Annotated in this window: 8 protein-coding genes; 6 read left to right on the top strand and 2 right to left on the bottom strand. The window is 63.4% G+C overall.

Going from position 1 to position 13,698, the window contains the following annotated elements:
* Window positions 1–4 precede the first annotated feature (4 nt).
* The 5 genes from E4K65_RS39755 (at window position 5) to E4K65_RS39735 (ending at window position 5,995) form a co-directional block, all read left to right on the top strand.
* Window positions 5–1,156: a branched-chain amino acid ABC transporter permease gene (locus E4K65_RS39755; protein ID WP_135178740.1), complete on the top strand. Its 1,152-nt coding sequence runs from the start codon at window positions 5–7 to the stop codon at window positions 1,154–1,156.
* Window positions 1,153–1,911: an ABC transporter ATP-binding protein gene (locus E4K65_RS39750; protein WP_135178739.1), complete on the top strand. Its 759-nt coding sequence runs from the start codon at window positions 1,153–1,155 to the stop codon at window positions 1,909–1,911. The genes E4K65_RS39755 and E4K65_RS39750 overlap by 4 nt, the downstream gene beginning before the upstream one ends.
* A 4-nt stretch (window positions 1,912–1,915) precedes the next feature.
* Window positions 1,916–2,704, top strand: a complete 789-nt coding sequence (locus tag E4K65_RS39745) for an ABC transporter ATP-binding protein (protein WP_135178787.1) — start codon at window positions 1,916–1,918, stop codon at window positions 2,702–2,704.
* A 158-nt stretch (window positions 2,705–2,862) separates the two neighbouring features.
* Window positions 2,863–4,701 carry an AMP-dependent synthetase/ligase gene (locus E4K65_RS39740; RefSeq protein WP_135178738.1) on the top strand — a complete coding sequence of 613 codons (1,839 nt, stop codon included), beginning with the start codon at window positions 2,863–2,865 and terminating at the stop codon, window positions 4,699–4,701.
* Window positions 4,702–4,795: 94 nt separating this feature from the next.
* Complete coding sequence (locus E4K65_RS39735; RefSeq protein ID WP_025575142.1) at window positions 4,796–5,995, top strand: ABC transporter substrate-binding protein; 1,200 nt, start codon at window positions 4,796–4,798, stop codon at window positions 5,993–5,995.
* Window positions 5,996–6,165: 170 nt separating this feature from the next.
* Here the strand turns inward: E4K65_RS39735 and E4K65_RS39730 are convergent, their stop codons facing one another.
* Together E4K65_RS39730 and E4K65_RS39725 are read right to left on the bottom strand one after the other, a co-directional pair.
* Complete coding sequence (locus E4K65_RS39730; protein ID WP_135178737.1) at window positions 6,166–7,290, bottom strand: lysozyme inhibitor LprI family protein; 1,125 nt, start codon at window positions 7,288–7,290, stop codon at window positions 6,166–6,168.
* A gap of 94 nt (window positions 7,291–7,384) precedes the next feature.
* Window positions 7,385–8,116 (bottom strand): transglutaminase-like cysteine peptidase, encoded by a 732-nt coding sequence (locus tag E4K65_RS39725; protein ID WP_135178736.1) that lies wholly within the window; start codon window positions 8,114–8,116, stop codon window positions 7,385–7,387.
* 654 nt (window positions 8,117–8,770) lie between these two features.
* Between E4K65_RS39725 and E4K65_RS39720 the strand changes: the two genes are divergently transcribed.
* A complete protein-coding gene (locus E4K65_RS39720; RefSeq protein ID WP_235885929.1) occupies window positions 8,771–13,690 on the top strand; it encodes a VCBS domain-containing protein in 4,920 nt (1,639 codons plus the stop codon).
* The last annotated feature ends 8 nt before the right edge of the window (window positions 13,691–13,698 follow it).

The following is a 13,698-nucleotide window of genomic DNA, read 5'->3' as shown; positions in this document are numbered from 1 at the left end:
CGCCATGCGCTTCCTGTTCAAGACCGACTACGAAGACGACATCAAGCTGTTCCCGCATTCGGGCTATTTGGTCTCCTACGGCATCCTGCTCGCGCTGCTGCTGATCGCGCCTTACGTGCTCTCCAGCTATCTGATGAGCCAGCTCGTCTTCGTCTGCATCTATGCAACCGTCGGCGTGGCGCTGCTGATCCTGACCGGGTTCACCGGCCAGGCCTCGCTCGGGCACGCGGCGTTCCTCGCGATCGGCGCCTACACGGCGGCCTATCTGCAGAAATACAACGTTCCGTTCCCGGTCTACTTCCTCGCCGCAGGTCTTCTGACCGGCTGCATCGGCGCGATGGTCGGCTTTCCCGCGCTGCGGCTCCAGGGCATCTATCTCGTCATCGCCACCATCTCCTTTGCCCTGATCGTCGAGGAGGTCCTGGCGCGCTGGGAGAGCGTCACCAACGGCAACGAGGGCATGCGGGTCAAGACGCTGTCGCTGCTCGGCGTCGCGGTGCCGCGTGACAGCCCGACCTTCTATTTCCTGTGTCTCGCCGTGCTGGTGCTGACCATCGTCGGCACGCTCAATCTGTTGCGCTCGCCGACGGGCCGGGCCTTCGTCGCGATCCGCGACAGCGAGACTGCGGCGCGCAGCATGGGCGTCAACGTCGCGCTCTACAAGGTGAAGTCCTTTGCGATCTCGGCGGCGATCACCGGCTTTGCCGGCGTCTTGTTCGCGCACAAGCTCTCCTTCATCTCGCCGGAGATGTTCACGCTCCAGCTCTCGATCGAGTTCATCATCGTGATCCTGATCGGCGGCAGCTTCAGCCTGCACGGCGCCGTGCTGGGAGCGATCTTTATCGTGATGATCGATCCGTTCCTGACCTATTTGAAGGACGACATGCCCGGCATCATCGCCGGCATTGCCGCCGCTTTCGGCGCCGGCGCGCAAGAAGCGGCCGACGTCCAGTCCAGGGTCGCAGCCTTCGCCTCGCTCAACGGGCTGAAGGGCGCGATCTACGGCATCATCATCGTGCTGTTCGTGCTGTTCGAGCCGCTCGGGCTCTACGGCCGCTGGCTCAAGATCAAGCTCTTCTTCCAGCTGTTCCCGCTCTACAAGCGCGCCACCTTCAAGCGGCAGAAGATCTACGTGAAGTCGGAGCGCAACCGATGAGCTATTTCCGCGCCGAGAATCTGTCGCTGCATTTCGGCGGCCTAAAGGCTGTCGATGCGGTGTCGTTCGCGGTGGAGAGGGGCGAAATCCTCTCGATCATCGGTCCCAATGGCGCCGGCAAGAGCTCGATCTTCAACCTGATCTCGCGCATCTACCGGCCGACCTCGGGCCGCATCTTCTTCGAGGACCAGGACATCACCGAGCAGCCGCCTTACGATATCGCAAGACTCGGTATCGCCCGCACCTTCCAGAACATCGAGCTGTTCGAGAATGCGACGGTTCTGTCCAATCTCCTGGTCGGACGACACCGCCATTCCACTACGCAGCTCTGGCAGGAGCTGCTGTTCCTGCCCAGCGTGCGCGCCAACGAGAAGGTGCATCGCCGCCGGGTCGAGCAGGTGATCGAGTTCCTCGACCTCGAGCCCTACCGCGACAAGCTGATCTCGGGCCTGCCTTACGGCGTGCGCAAGGTGATCGAGCTGGCGCGGGCGCTGTGCTCGGAGCCGAAGCTGATCCTGCTCGACGAGCCGTCCTCGGGCCTCAATGTCGAGGAGACCGACGACATGTCGTTCTGGATCCGCGACATGAAGAACGAGCTCGGCGTCACCGTGCTGATGGTCGAGCACGACATGTCGCTGGTCAACCGCGTCTCTGATCGCGTCATCGCGCTGAACTATGGCCGGGTGCTGGCGATGGGCTCGCCGGCCGAGGTGCAGCAGCACCCTGATGTCGTCGCCGCGTATCTGGGAGCCTGATGCGATGGACGCCGCGGTGACTCCAGACATCATCCTGAAGCTCTCCAACATCGAGAGCTATTACGGACCGATCATGGCGATCCGCGGCATCTCGCTGGAGGTGCCCCGCGGCCGCATCGTGACGCTGCTCGGTGCCAACGGCGCCGGCAAGACCACGGTGCTGAAGACGATCTCCGGCATTCTCGACCCGCAGAAGGGCGCGATCGAGTTCATGGGCAAGCCGATCCAGCGCATGGAAGCCGACCGGATCGTGCGGCTGGGCCTCAGCCACGTGCCGGAGGGGCGGGAGGTGTTCCCGTTCCTCTCCGTGCGCGAGAACCTGATGATGGGCGCCTATCCGCGCAAGGACCGTGACGGCGTCGCGGAGGATCTGGAGCGCGTCTACGGCTATTTCCCGCGGCTGAAGGAGCGTATCGACCAGCCGGCCGGCCAGCTCTCCGGCGGCGAGCAGCAGATGCTCGCGATCGGTCGCGCGCTGATGAACCGGCCGACCTTGCTGCTGCTCGACGAGCCCTCGCTCGGCCTGTCGCCGATTCTGGTGAAGGAGATTTTCACGATCATCCGCCGGGTCAATGAGGAGCAGGGCATGTCGATCCTGCTGGTCGAGCAGAATGCCAAGGTGGCGCTGGAGACGGCGCATTACGGCTATGTGCTGGAGATCGGCCGGATCGTCATGAACGACAGCTGCGACCGCTTGATGCATTCCCAGGACATCCAGGAATTCTACCTTGGCGCCAAGGAAGCGGGCGCGCGAGGCGAGCGGCGCTGGAAGAAGAAGAAGACGTGGCGTTAGAAGACTCGGCGTTAGGGGACTCGGCGCTGGAAGACTCGGCGTCAAAGGAAGTTTTGGCGTTAAAGCAGGAATTGGCGTTAAATGGGATTGCCCATCCGCAAGACATAGACCGCCGGCAAGGCAGGCAGCGGAGCGAAAGCGACAAGGAGGAGACGCGCATGGCCCGGCCGGCGGTGCTGACGGTCGCTGATACGATCGCGAAAAGCTTCTTGCGTGCCGCGGAGACGCGGGGCGACAGGCCGGCGATCCGCGAGAAGAAGTTCGGCATCTGGCAGCCGACGAGCTGGCGCGAATGGCTGGAGATCTCGAAGGAGATCGCCTACGCGCTTCGCGCGATCGGTTTCATGCCCGGCGACGTCGCCTCCATCATCGCCAATGCCGTGCCGGAATGGGTCCATGCCGACATGGGCATCCTGTGCGCCGGCGGCGTCTCCTCCGGAATCTATCCGACCGATGCATCGTCCCAGGTCCAGTATCTCGTCAACGATTCCGGCACGAAGGTGATCTTCGCCGAGGACGAGGAGCAGCTCGACAAGATCCTCACCTGCCGCACACGCTGCCCGACCCTGCAAAGGATCGTCGTGTTCGACATGGAGGGCCTCAGCGGCTTCTCCGACGACATGGTGATGTCGCTCGACGAGTTTCGCGCGCTCGGGCGCAACCATATGGTCGGTCGCGAAGCACTGTGGCAGGAGATGATCGACAGCCGCAGCCCGAGCGATCTCGCGGTCCTTGTCTATACGTCCGGCACGACCGGTCCCCCCAAGGGCGCGATGCACGCCAACCGCAGCGTCACGCACCAGATGCGGCATGCCAACGACTTCATCCCGGCGCGGGAGAACGAAGACCGGCTGATCTTCCTGCCGCTCTGCCATGTCGCCGAGCGCATCGGCGGCTACTACATCTCTGTCGCCCTCGGCTCGGTGATGAACTTTGCCGAAAGCCCGGAGACGGTGCCGGACAATCTGCGCGAGGTGCAGCCGACCATCTTCCTTGCGGTGCCGCGCATCTGGGAAAAATTCTATTCCGCCATCACCATCGCGCTGAAGGATGCGACACCGCTCCAGCAATGGGTCTACCGCCGTGCGATCGGGGTCGGCTACCGCATGGTCGATTGCCGGATCGAGGGCAGGACGCCGCCGCTGTCGTTGCGCATTGCAAATCATCTCGCCTATCGCATCGCATTCCGCAACATCCGCCGCATGATCGGGCTCGACCGCTGCCGCATCGCCTTCACCGGCGCGGCGCCGATCGCGCCGGAACTGATCCGCTGGTATCTCGCGCTCGGCATCGACATGCACGAGCTCTACGGTCAGACCGAGAATTGCGGGGTCGCCACCATGATGCCGGCGGAACGGATCAAGCTCGGCTCGGTCGGCACGGCCGTGCCCTGGGGTGAGGTCGCGTTGTCACCCGACGGCGAGATCCTGATCAGGGGCGACTTCCTGTTCATGGGCTACCTGAACCAGCCCGAGAAGACCGCCGAGACCATCGATCAACGCGGCTGGTTGCACACCGGCGACGTCGGCACCATCGACAATGAAGGCTTCGTCCGCATCACCGACCGGATGAAGGACATCATCATCACGTCCGGCGGCAAGAACATCACGCCGTCCGAGATCGAGAACCAGCTCAAATTCTCGCCCTACATCTCGGATGCCGTGGTGATCGGCGACAAGCGACCGTATCTGACCTGCCTCGTGATGATCGACCAGGAGAATGTCGAGAAGTTCGCCCAGGACCACGACATCCCCTTCACCAATTATGCGAGCCTGTGCCGGGCGACGGAGATCCAGGACCTGATCTGGCGCGAGATCGAGCAGGTCAACGGCAGTTTCGCCCGCGTCGAGAGCATCAAGAGGTTCTATCTGATCGAGCGCCAGCTGACGCCCGAGGACGAGGAGCTGACGCCGACCATGAAGCTGAAGCGCGGCTTCGTGAACAAGCGCTACGCCGCCGAGATCGAGGCGATGTATCGCGAGCGTGCGGTGGCGTGAGGGGCCGGAAGGCCGTGCGCCGCAGACGTTGAGATCAGCGAAGGAGCGATGGCCGCGCCCTTCGCGCAACACGGGCCAGGGAGAGGAGACGTCAATGTCGAAATCGTTCAGGGCGTTCGGCCTTGCGGTGAGCGCAGTCGTGCTCACGCATCTGCCGGCCGCAGCGCAAACCAAGGTCACCAACGAGGGCATCTCGGCATCCGAGATCGTCATCGGCACTCACCAGGATCTGTCGGGTCCGATCAAGGGCTGGGGCGTCCCGGTCGCAAACGGCATGAAGATGGCGACCGAGGAGATCAATGTGTCCGGCGGGATCAACGGCCGCAAGATCAAGCTGGTCGTCGAGGATAGCGGCTACGATCCGAAAAAGGCGGTGCTGGCGTCGCAAAAGCTGATCGAGCGCGACAAGATCTTCGCGATGGTGGGACCAATGGGATCGCCGACCGTGCTCGCCGCGCAGGACATCCTGCTCGACGCCGGCGTGCTTCAGCTCTTCCCACTGACGGCGGCCGAGTTCACCTTCAAGTTCGATGCGGCCAAGCCGCAGGAGCGGCTGAAGTTCAACAACCTCCTGCCCTATGTCGAGAGCACGCGCGCAGCGCTCAAATACATGATCGAGACAAAGAATTTCAAGAAGCCGTGCATCATGCATCAGGACGACGAGTACGGAAAAAACGTGCTCGATGGTTTTAACCAGCAGCTCGCCGTCATGAAGGTGCAGCCGGCCTCGATCACGAGCTACAAGCGCGGCGCCTCCGACTTCTCGGCGCAGGTCGCCAAGATGAAGTCCGACGGCTGCGACCTCGTCGTGCTCGGTGCGGTCCTCCGTGAGCCGATCGGCACGATGAGTGAAGCGAAGAAGCTCGGCTGGGAGGTCACCTTCCTCGGTGCCACGCCTGTTAACGTGCTCGAAGTGCCGGCGCTCGGCAAGGAAGTGGTGGAAGGCTTGTATGCCGCTTCGAACTTCGAAATTCCCTACGAAGACACCGCGAAGGGAAAGGTGAAGGACTGGCTCGTCAATTACAAGAAGATGTTCAACGCCGACGCCAACACCCAGGCGATCATCGGCTACAATGCGGTGATGACGTTCGCGCATTATGCCAACAAGGCTGGCAAGGATCTCACTGGCCAGAAGATGCTCGACGCGCTGGAGTCCGGTGACAAGTTCCAGGATATCTTCAATTCGCCGCCGACCGTGTTCTCGAAGACCAACCATCTCGCCACCACCGTCACCCAGGTGCAGCAGGTGAAGAACGGCCGCTGGGTGCTGGTGAAGGACAATCTGATGTTTTGATATCTCGCGGCGATGACGGTGCACCCTCTCCCCTTGCGGGAGAGGGTGGCTTCGCGTGAGCGAAGCCGGGTGAGGGGTCTCTATCCTCACGAACAGGCTGACGCGTGGTGAGAACCCCTCATCCGGCGCTTCCTGCCACCTTCTCCCGCAAGGGGAGAAGGGAAGAATAGCTACGATCCCCCGCCCGCGGTCCCCGAATTCACCGGTGCCAGTTCGTCTTCTCGGCAGCGCCAGCCGTCGGCGGCTTTCACGAAGGCGAAGGTGCGCTGGATCCTGAGGCGGCGCGTGACGTTGAAGGCGTCCGCGGAGCGCTCCTTGTTGCCGGCGGCTCCCGGCTGCGGACGACCCGTCCTGGCGTCCCAGCAGGTGCCGGTGCAGGCGGAGGCGACCTTGCTGCATGTGGTGAAGGGCGCCAGCACGACCATTTCGATCTCGCCCGTGACCTGCGCCTCCTGGTCGGTCACCTGGCTGTCGACGGCGTAGACGCGGTTGATGCGCAGGAAATTGCCGCAGGAATTGGCCGCGTGAATCCGCGCGGCGCAGAAGTCGACGGCGTCGGTGTCGGGCGACCGGGCCGCGACCTGCCGGCCGAACACCTTCTTCGGATCACCCTTGGCGGCTCGGATGTCGTCGGCCTTGTGCGTCAGGTAGTCGGCAAGACAGCTTTCCGCGGATTCGAGCTCTTGCAGCGGCACGTTCTCCTTGCCGACGAGATTGCATCTGCGGTCGCGCTCTCGCGTCCACCGGCCGTATTCGGCGAAGGCAAAGCGGGCCGCGGTCGGGTCCAGTTTGCCGATCAGGCCCAGCACCTGGCTGTTGAGCTCGGTTTCGGTGAGCGCCAGCGACGGGTCCGCGCAGATCAGCGCGCCCGCCGCCGTGTTGGCCGCGAGACAGTCGAAATCCGGATCACGCACGATTGCGGCACGCTCTTCGGTGACCTTGAGAAGGCACGCCTTCACGCGGTCGAGATCGTCGGCGCGGACCGCGGTCTGGCCGATGATGCCGCAGCCGAGATTGCGCTGTCGGATCCAGATGGCGTTTTCCTCGATCGCCGGCAGGCGATCGGGCAGGCGGGCGAGCCGTGCCTCGATTGCCGTGCTCAGCTTCTCGGCGGCGGCGGCAAGCTCGGCGTCACCGCAGAACAATTGATTGCCGGGGTCGCGAATCTGCTGGCAGTTGTTCTTGGCGAACAGCGGCAGTCTGTCGGCGATGGAGCGGTCGGATGGGCTGGATTGCGCGAACGCGGGTGCCGCGAGCGTCAGCAGCGCAAGCACAATCAGTCCGATGAACCGCATTCCGGTCGTCCCCCGCATTGCCGGAGGCATGCTAGCGTCACGGATCGCGCGGTGGAATGGGTTTGTGGGAGAGGTCTATCGGGCTACAAGAAAATCAATGCGCCTCGGCGGGAGCCATCGACAGCCGTACCGGCTCGTCGACATATTTCATCACGGCCGACTGGTAGAGCACGAACAGCGGCTGGTAGGTGCGCGCGTCGTCGTCCTCGACCATCGCCATGCGGCGGTTGTCGAGCATCAGCCAGTGGCCGTCGAGCTTTGCCGCGGCAACCGCATGCTCCTCGCCGGCGCGGGTGTCGCGCACCACGACGATGCGGAGGTCCTCGGTGGCAACGCCGGCGAGCCGCAGCGCGGCCAGCTTGGCGATGGCGTAGTCTTCGCAGTCGCCGGCGCCGCGCTCGAAGGTCGCAAGCGGCGAGCTCCAGACGTCGTCGACGCCGTCATTGGCGGCCCGGATCGAGAGGTTGATGGCGCGATTGGTCTCGCCCAGCCGCGCGCGGCCGTCGCGGGCGCGGGCCTGGTCGACGATGGCGAGCAGCTTGAGTGCCGCAGGCGATACGCAATTGTCCCGGTCGCCGTCGCACAGCGCGAGCTGCACCATGTCGTCGTCGAGCCTGGACTTCAGCGCGGACCATTTCTGCTGGAGGCTGCCGGACGAGATGGCAAAGGCGAATACGCCGAACGGTTCGGCGGATTTGCGCACGAGGACGCCGGCACCCGGCGACAGCAGCGTGCCGGCGCGAAGCTCTGCGGCCGATCCGAACAGGACCAATCCACACAGGACAAGGATTGCGCGCCAGGCGCGCGAGCGAGCAGCGGTCTCCATCTGACATCCCCTTCCGGCTTCGCCAGATCCCCCTCGACCTGATCGTGCCGGGCTTTGTTGCTTTCACGGAGATAGTGCGAGACGGGCGGTTCTGTTCTGCTTAACGCGGCCGGCAGGGGTCCCAAAACCGTGGGACAGGCTGAAACGGGTCTGCCCAAATTGCGTAAAATTTTACGAATCGGGGGATAGGTGGAGTCCGTTCGCCGCGAAATGGCACCATTTGCAGGCAGAAGTTGTGGGCACGCTGATTCTGTCACCTATGGCTAACGGCCCGCTATTTCACGGGTTCTGTTAGTTGGGTCACAGATTTAGTTCCGTATTTCCCGCAGGATGCCACGGGGCCCCACGAAGAGAAGATAACATGAGTATCTGCCGTTTGATCTATACGGCGGTTTACTTTGGATGACTGGAAATGTACGAAATTCTGCCGAATTCTACTCCAAAATACTGCGATGAATACTTCGTCATCTCTCTGGGGGCACTGCTCGTCGGTGGCTCCGATCGGCAAGTGACGCGAAATCACACAAGCAATAGACGGTTTCGCTAATGATTTAGTAATGCTATGCAAGCTTAGGCGGCTGATACTTACTTAAATTTTAACTCTTTTACGGTGCCCGGTTGAATTACGCTGGCAAATTTGACGCCGCGATCATCTTGGACGGCCAGGGTTCCCACCTGCCCGGCGAGGTCCATGGCGATTCCTTTACCGCCAAGCCCTTCATCGCGAAGGCGCACGGTCACGTGCCCGACGGCGCGTTCGTGGTTCCCGACCCCAACCTGATCTTCAACGGCGAGTTCAAGCGCGCCGGCCTCGACCTCGTGCTGTCCCATGAGGGACACGAGTTCGTCGTTCACGATTATTTCAGGGGCGACAAGCGCGCCGCGATTGCCTCGCCCGATGGTGCCCACCTCACCGGCGACATCGTCAGCGCGCTCACGGGCCATCTGCAATATGCGCAGGCCGCACCCGGCGCCGCCGCAGCCCAGGTCATCGGCCACGTCACCAAACTCTCCGGCAGCGCGACCGCAGTCCGCAACGGCGTCTCGGTCATCCTGAACAACGGCGACAATGTCGAGAAGGGCGACGTCGTCTCGACCGGCGCCGATTCGACGCTCGGTATCACCTTCATCGACGGCACCGTGTTCGGCCTGTCCTCAAATGCGAGGATGGTGCTGAACGAGATGGTCTACGACCCCAACGGATCGAACAACTCCTCGCTGCTCAGCCTGGTCGCGGGCACCATCACCTTCGTCGCCGGCGAGACCGCCAAGCACGGCGACATGAAGATCGACACGCCGGTCGCCACCATGGGCATCCGCGGCACGGCGGTGCTGACCCAGATCAACTTCGTCGTTCCCGCCGGTGGCGGCGATCCGCAGCCGCAGGCCAGCTTCCAGGTGCTGGTGGAGCCGAACGGCACGACGGGTTCCTACATCCTGTTCGACAAGGTCACGCTGCTGCCGATCGCGACGGTCAACCAGGCCGGGCAGATGATTCAGATCAGCGGCGGCAACGTCTCGATCACCAATGCGCTGATGTCGCCGGACGTGCAGAAGCTGATCACCGACGTGTTCACGCTGAAGTTCACCGACACCAACACCAACACCAAGCTGACCTCCAACTTCACCGACACGATCACGCAAACCGGCCAGGATCTGGTGTTCAAGTCGGGGTCGGGTGCCGTCGTGATCGCGACCTTCACGAACCTCAATCCGCAGGGACCTGAGGCACCCGGCACTTCCACGCCGCCCGCCACCCGTATTCCCGGCCAGCCGCTGGCGCGAAGCCTCGATTCCGGCGGCAACGTGAAGACGGCGTTCGCGCTGACCGAGCGCGCGGACACCACCGGCGGCACGACGCCCGATACGATCTCCGGCCGGATCACTTTCGTCGACCAGAACCTCGGCGACCGGCCGACGGTGAAGGTGATCCTCGCCGATGCGCCGAACTACGTCTACAAGAGCGCCGGCCAGCAGGACGTCACCGGTTCGCTCACCGCGCTTCAGAAGCAGGACATCGCCGCGACGCTGATCCAGATCAACGTCGCCGCCGACGGTGGCAACAACAACAACGGCTCGGCGGTCTGGACCTACACGATCCCCGACCACGTCTTCGACTTCCTCGCGGCCGGAGAAACGCTGACGCTGACCTACATGGTCCGCGTCGACACCAATTTCGCGGTGAACCCCGAGGCCGCGTTCATCCCGATCACCATCACGATCACGGGCACCAACGACAAGCCGGTGCTTGCCACGTCGGGCGGAAACGTCATCGAGAAGGTCGGGACCGGCAACACGGCCCTGGACACCATCACCGGCACCGTCACCTTCAGCGACGTCGACCTGACGGACCGGCCGATCGTGAGCGCGGCGCTCTCGTCGACCCAGCCGTTCAAATATCTCGATGCGCAGGGCCACGATATCACGGCATCGCTGACCCCGGAGCAGCTCGCCGCGATCGCGGCCGTCGAGGTGCCGCTGACCGTGGTGCAGGGCGCGGGAAACAGCAACAACGGTTCGGCCACCTGGACATATAGCGTTCCCGACCACCTCTTCGACTTCCTCGCCGAAGGCGAGAGGCTGGTCCTCAACTACGTGGTGCAGGTCGATGACGGGCACGGCGGCGTCGTCAGCACGCCGGTCACCGTGTCCATCAATGGTGCCGACGTCGATGTCGAAGGCACCAACGACGTTCCGACGATCGTCGCGGGCTCGACCACGGCGACCGGCGCGGTGGCCGAGGATACGGCGGCAACCCTGGCGGCCAACGGCACCATCACCTTCAGCGACCCCGACCTCACGGACACGCACACCGCCAGTTTCGTTCTGAAGTCGTCGGATGCAAGCGCCAACCTGCCCGGCTACTCGGAGACCGCGCCGCTCGGCAAGATCGGCACGTTCGCACTCACCGCGGTGAGCGAGAGCCCCGGCGTCAGCTCCATCGGGTCGGTGGGCTGGAGCTTCACGCTCGACGACAACAACCCGGTGCTGCAGTCGCTGGCCGAAGGCCAGACCATCACCCAAGTCTACACCGTTACCATCGACGACCATCACGGTGGAACGGTCACCCAGGACGTTACGGTCGTCATCACCGGCAAGAACGACGCGCCGACCGTCACCAGCAGCGCTCTGACGGCAATTGGCAAGGTCACCGAGGACTCGGGGCTGACGCTGTCGATCGACGGCACGCTGGCAATCCAGGACCTCGACCTGATCGACACCCATACGGCGCAGGCGGTGTTCAAGTCGTCAGCGTCGAGTGCGCATCTGCCGGGCTTTGTGGAAGGCACCACGAACCTAGGTGCCTTCACGATCGACCCGTCGGTGATGGAGCTGACCACGGACACCGACAACGGCGCGACGCTGGGCTGGCATTTCACGCTCGCCGACGGCGATGCGATGCTGCAATCGCTGGCGGAAGGCCAGACCATCACCCAGGTCTATACCGTCACCTTCACCGACAATCACAATGCGACGGTGACGCAGGACGTCAGCGTCACGATCACCGGCGTCAACGACGCCCCGACCATCACCAGCAGTGCGCCGGCGGCAACGGGCAAGGTCACCGAGGATTCGGGCCTGACGCTGTCGATCGACGGCACGCTAGCGATCCAGGACCTCGACCTTATCGACACCCATACGGCGCAGGCGGTGTTCAAGTCGTCAGCGTCGAGTGCGCATCTGCCGGGTTTTGTGGAAGGCACCACGAACCTCGGCACCTTCACGATCGACCCGTCGGTGACGGAGCTGACCACGGACACCAACAACGGCGCGACGCTGGGTTGGCATTTCACGCTCGCCGACAGCAATGCGATGCTGCAGTCGCTGGCGGAAGGCCAGACCATCACCCAGGTCTACACCGTCACTTTCACCGACAATCACAACGCGTATGTCACGCAGGACGTCACCGTCACGATCACCGGCGTCAACGACGCGCCGACCATCACCAGCGATGCGGCGGCGGCGACCGGCGCGGTCACCGAGGACGAGAGCTCGTCGCTGTCGACCTGCGGTACGCTGGCGATCCAGGATCTCGACCTGATCGACACCCATACCGCGCAGGCGGTATTCAAATCGTCATCCGTCAGCTCGGCTCTGCCGGGCTTCGACGACAACAGCACGAATATCGGCACCTTCACGATCGATAATTCGGTGTCCGAATCCAGCACCGACACCAGCAATGGCGCGACGCTGGGCTGGCATTTCACGCTCGACAATTGCGATCCGGTGCTGCAGTCGCTGGCCGCAGGCCAGACCATTACCCAAGTCTACACCGTCACCTTCACCGACGACCATGGTGCCTCGGTTCACCAGGACGTCACGGTCACCATCACCGGCACCAACGACGCGCCGACGCTCGCCAATGCGACGCTGGCGTCCGTCGCCGGCAATGACGGTGATCCGGACGGCGCGACGATCAGCAGCCTCTTCGCGGGCAAGTTTACCGATGTCGACGCTGGCTCGAGCCTGAAGGCGATTGTCGTGACGTCGGATACGGCTGCGGCCACCCAAGGCGTCTGGCAGTACGAGCTCGCTGGCACGCATCAATGGGTCGATATCGGTTCGGTTGGCGACACGCATGGGCTGGTGCTGAACCCGGATACGCTGATCCGGTTCGTGCCGGCCGACGGCTTCACGGGGACGCCGGATGCACTGGGCGTCCATGCGCTCGACGATACCTACGCCGGCGCCATCACGACCGACGCGTCGACGCCGGCGACGATCGATCTCACGGCCACGGGCACCGGCGGCACGACGCCGGTGTCGCACGACCTCACCAACATCCGGACGAGCGTGACGGCGGCGCCCGCCGTTGGCCCGGTCATCGACACCGAGAGCTTTCGGGTCGAGCATGTCCGCGAGAACAGCACCGACATTATCTACGATCTCGTGGTCACCGACACCGATGCCGGTGCCGCGACCGACGACTTCACCGTCACAGTGTCGACCGCGCATCCGAATCTCAGCCGCGTTGATTTCTATCCGGCGTCCGGCTCGCTCGACGACATCAACACGGGCTTCGAGACCGGTATCACCTACAATCCGACCGGAGCCAGCACCGATCAGTACCCCGAGCCTCCGGAGGCCGACCAGATCACGCTGACGGTGAAGGACAAGACCACGGGTCTGTTCGATACCGTCCACTTCATCTTCAACGAGGCCGGCGATACCAGCCAGGGCATCAGGCTGCAGGGTACCAGCGGCAAGGACGTCATCTTCGCGACCGATACCAACGACACGCTGACCGGCGGTGGCGGCAAGGATCAGTTCGTGTTTGCACCGGGCGCAATTGAGCATGACGATGACGGGCACCCCGTGACCGATTTCTCGCACACCATCACCGACTTCACGGTGGGCCTGGACAAGATCGACCTGCGCCAGTTCTCGGATGTCAGCTCCATCGACAGTCTCCACATCGCCCAGCAGCAGGACTCGGTCGACACGCTGGTCACGTGGCACCAGCAGGTCATGCAGCCGGAGGGCGCCCCGGTTATCGAGACCGAGGCGCTGTTGCTGAAGAACGTGATCGCGGCGAATCTCAAGGCCAGCGATTTCATCTTCCACATCACCTGATCTCCGCC

Source organism: Bradyrhizobium niftali (assembly GCF_004571025.1).
Lineage (GTDB): Bacteria > Pseudomonadota > Alphaproteobacteria > Rhizobiales > Xanthobacteraceae > Bradyrhizobium > Bradyrhizobium niftali.
Note: the sequence above shows the minus strand (reverse complement) of the source record. Positions and strands in the feature narration are given on the sequence as shown.

What these genes read in the sequence shown, in the direction of transcription:
- E4K65_RS39745 (WP_135178787.1), top strand. Translation starts at nt 1,916, where the DNA reads ATGGACGCCGCGGTGACTCCAGACATCATCCTGAAGCTCTCCAACATC.
- E4K65_RS39755 (WP_135178740.1), top strand. Translation starts at nt 5, where the DNA reads ATGCGCTTCCTGTTCAAGACCGACTACGAAGACGACATCAAGCTGTTC.
- E4K65_RS39735 (WP_025575142.1), top strand. Translation starts at nt 4,796, where the DNA reads ATGTCGAAATCGTTCAGGGCGTTCGGCCTTGCGGTGAGCGCAGTCGTG.
- E4K65_RS39730 (WP_135178737.1), bottom strand. Translation starts at nt 7,290, where the DNA reads ATGCGGTTCATCGGACTGATTGTGCTTGCGCTGCTGACGCTCGCGGCA.
- E4K65_RS39725 (WP_135178736.1), bottom strand. Translation starts at nt 8,116, where the DNA reads ATGGAGACCGCTGCTCGCTCGCGCGCCTGGCGCGCAATCCTTGTCCTG.
- E4K65_RS39750 (WP_135178739.1), top strand. Translation starts at nt 1,153, where the DNA reads ATGAGCTATTTCCGCGCCGAGAATCTGTCGCTGCATTTCGGCGGCCTA.
- E4K65_RS39740 (WP_135178738.1), top strand. Translation starts at nt 2,863, where the DNA reads ATGGCCCGGCCGGCGGTGCTGACGGTCGCTGATACGATCGCGAAAAGC.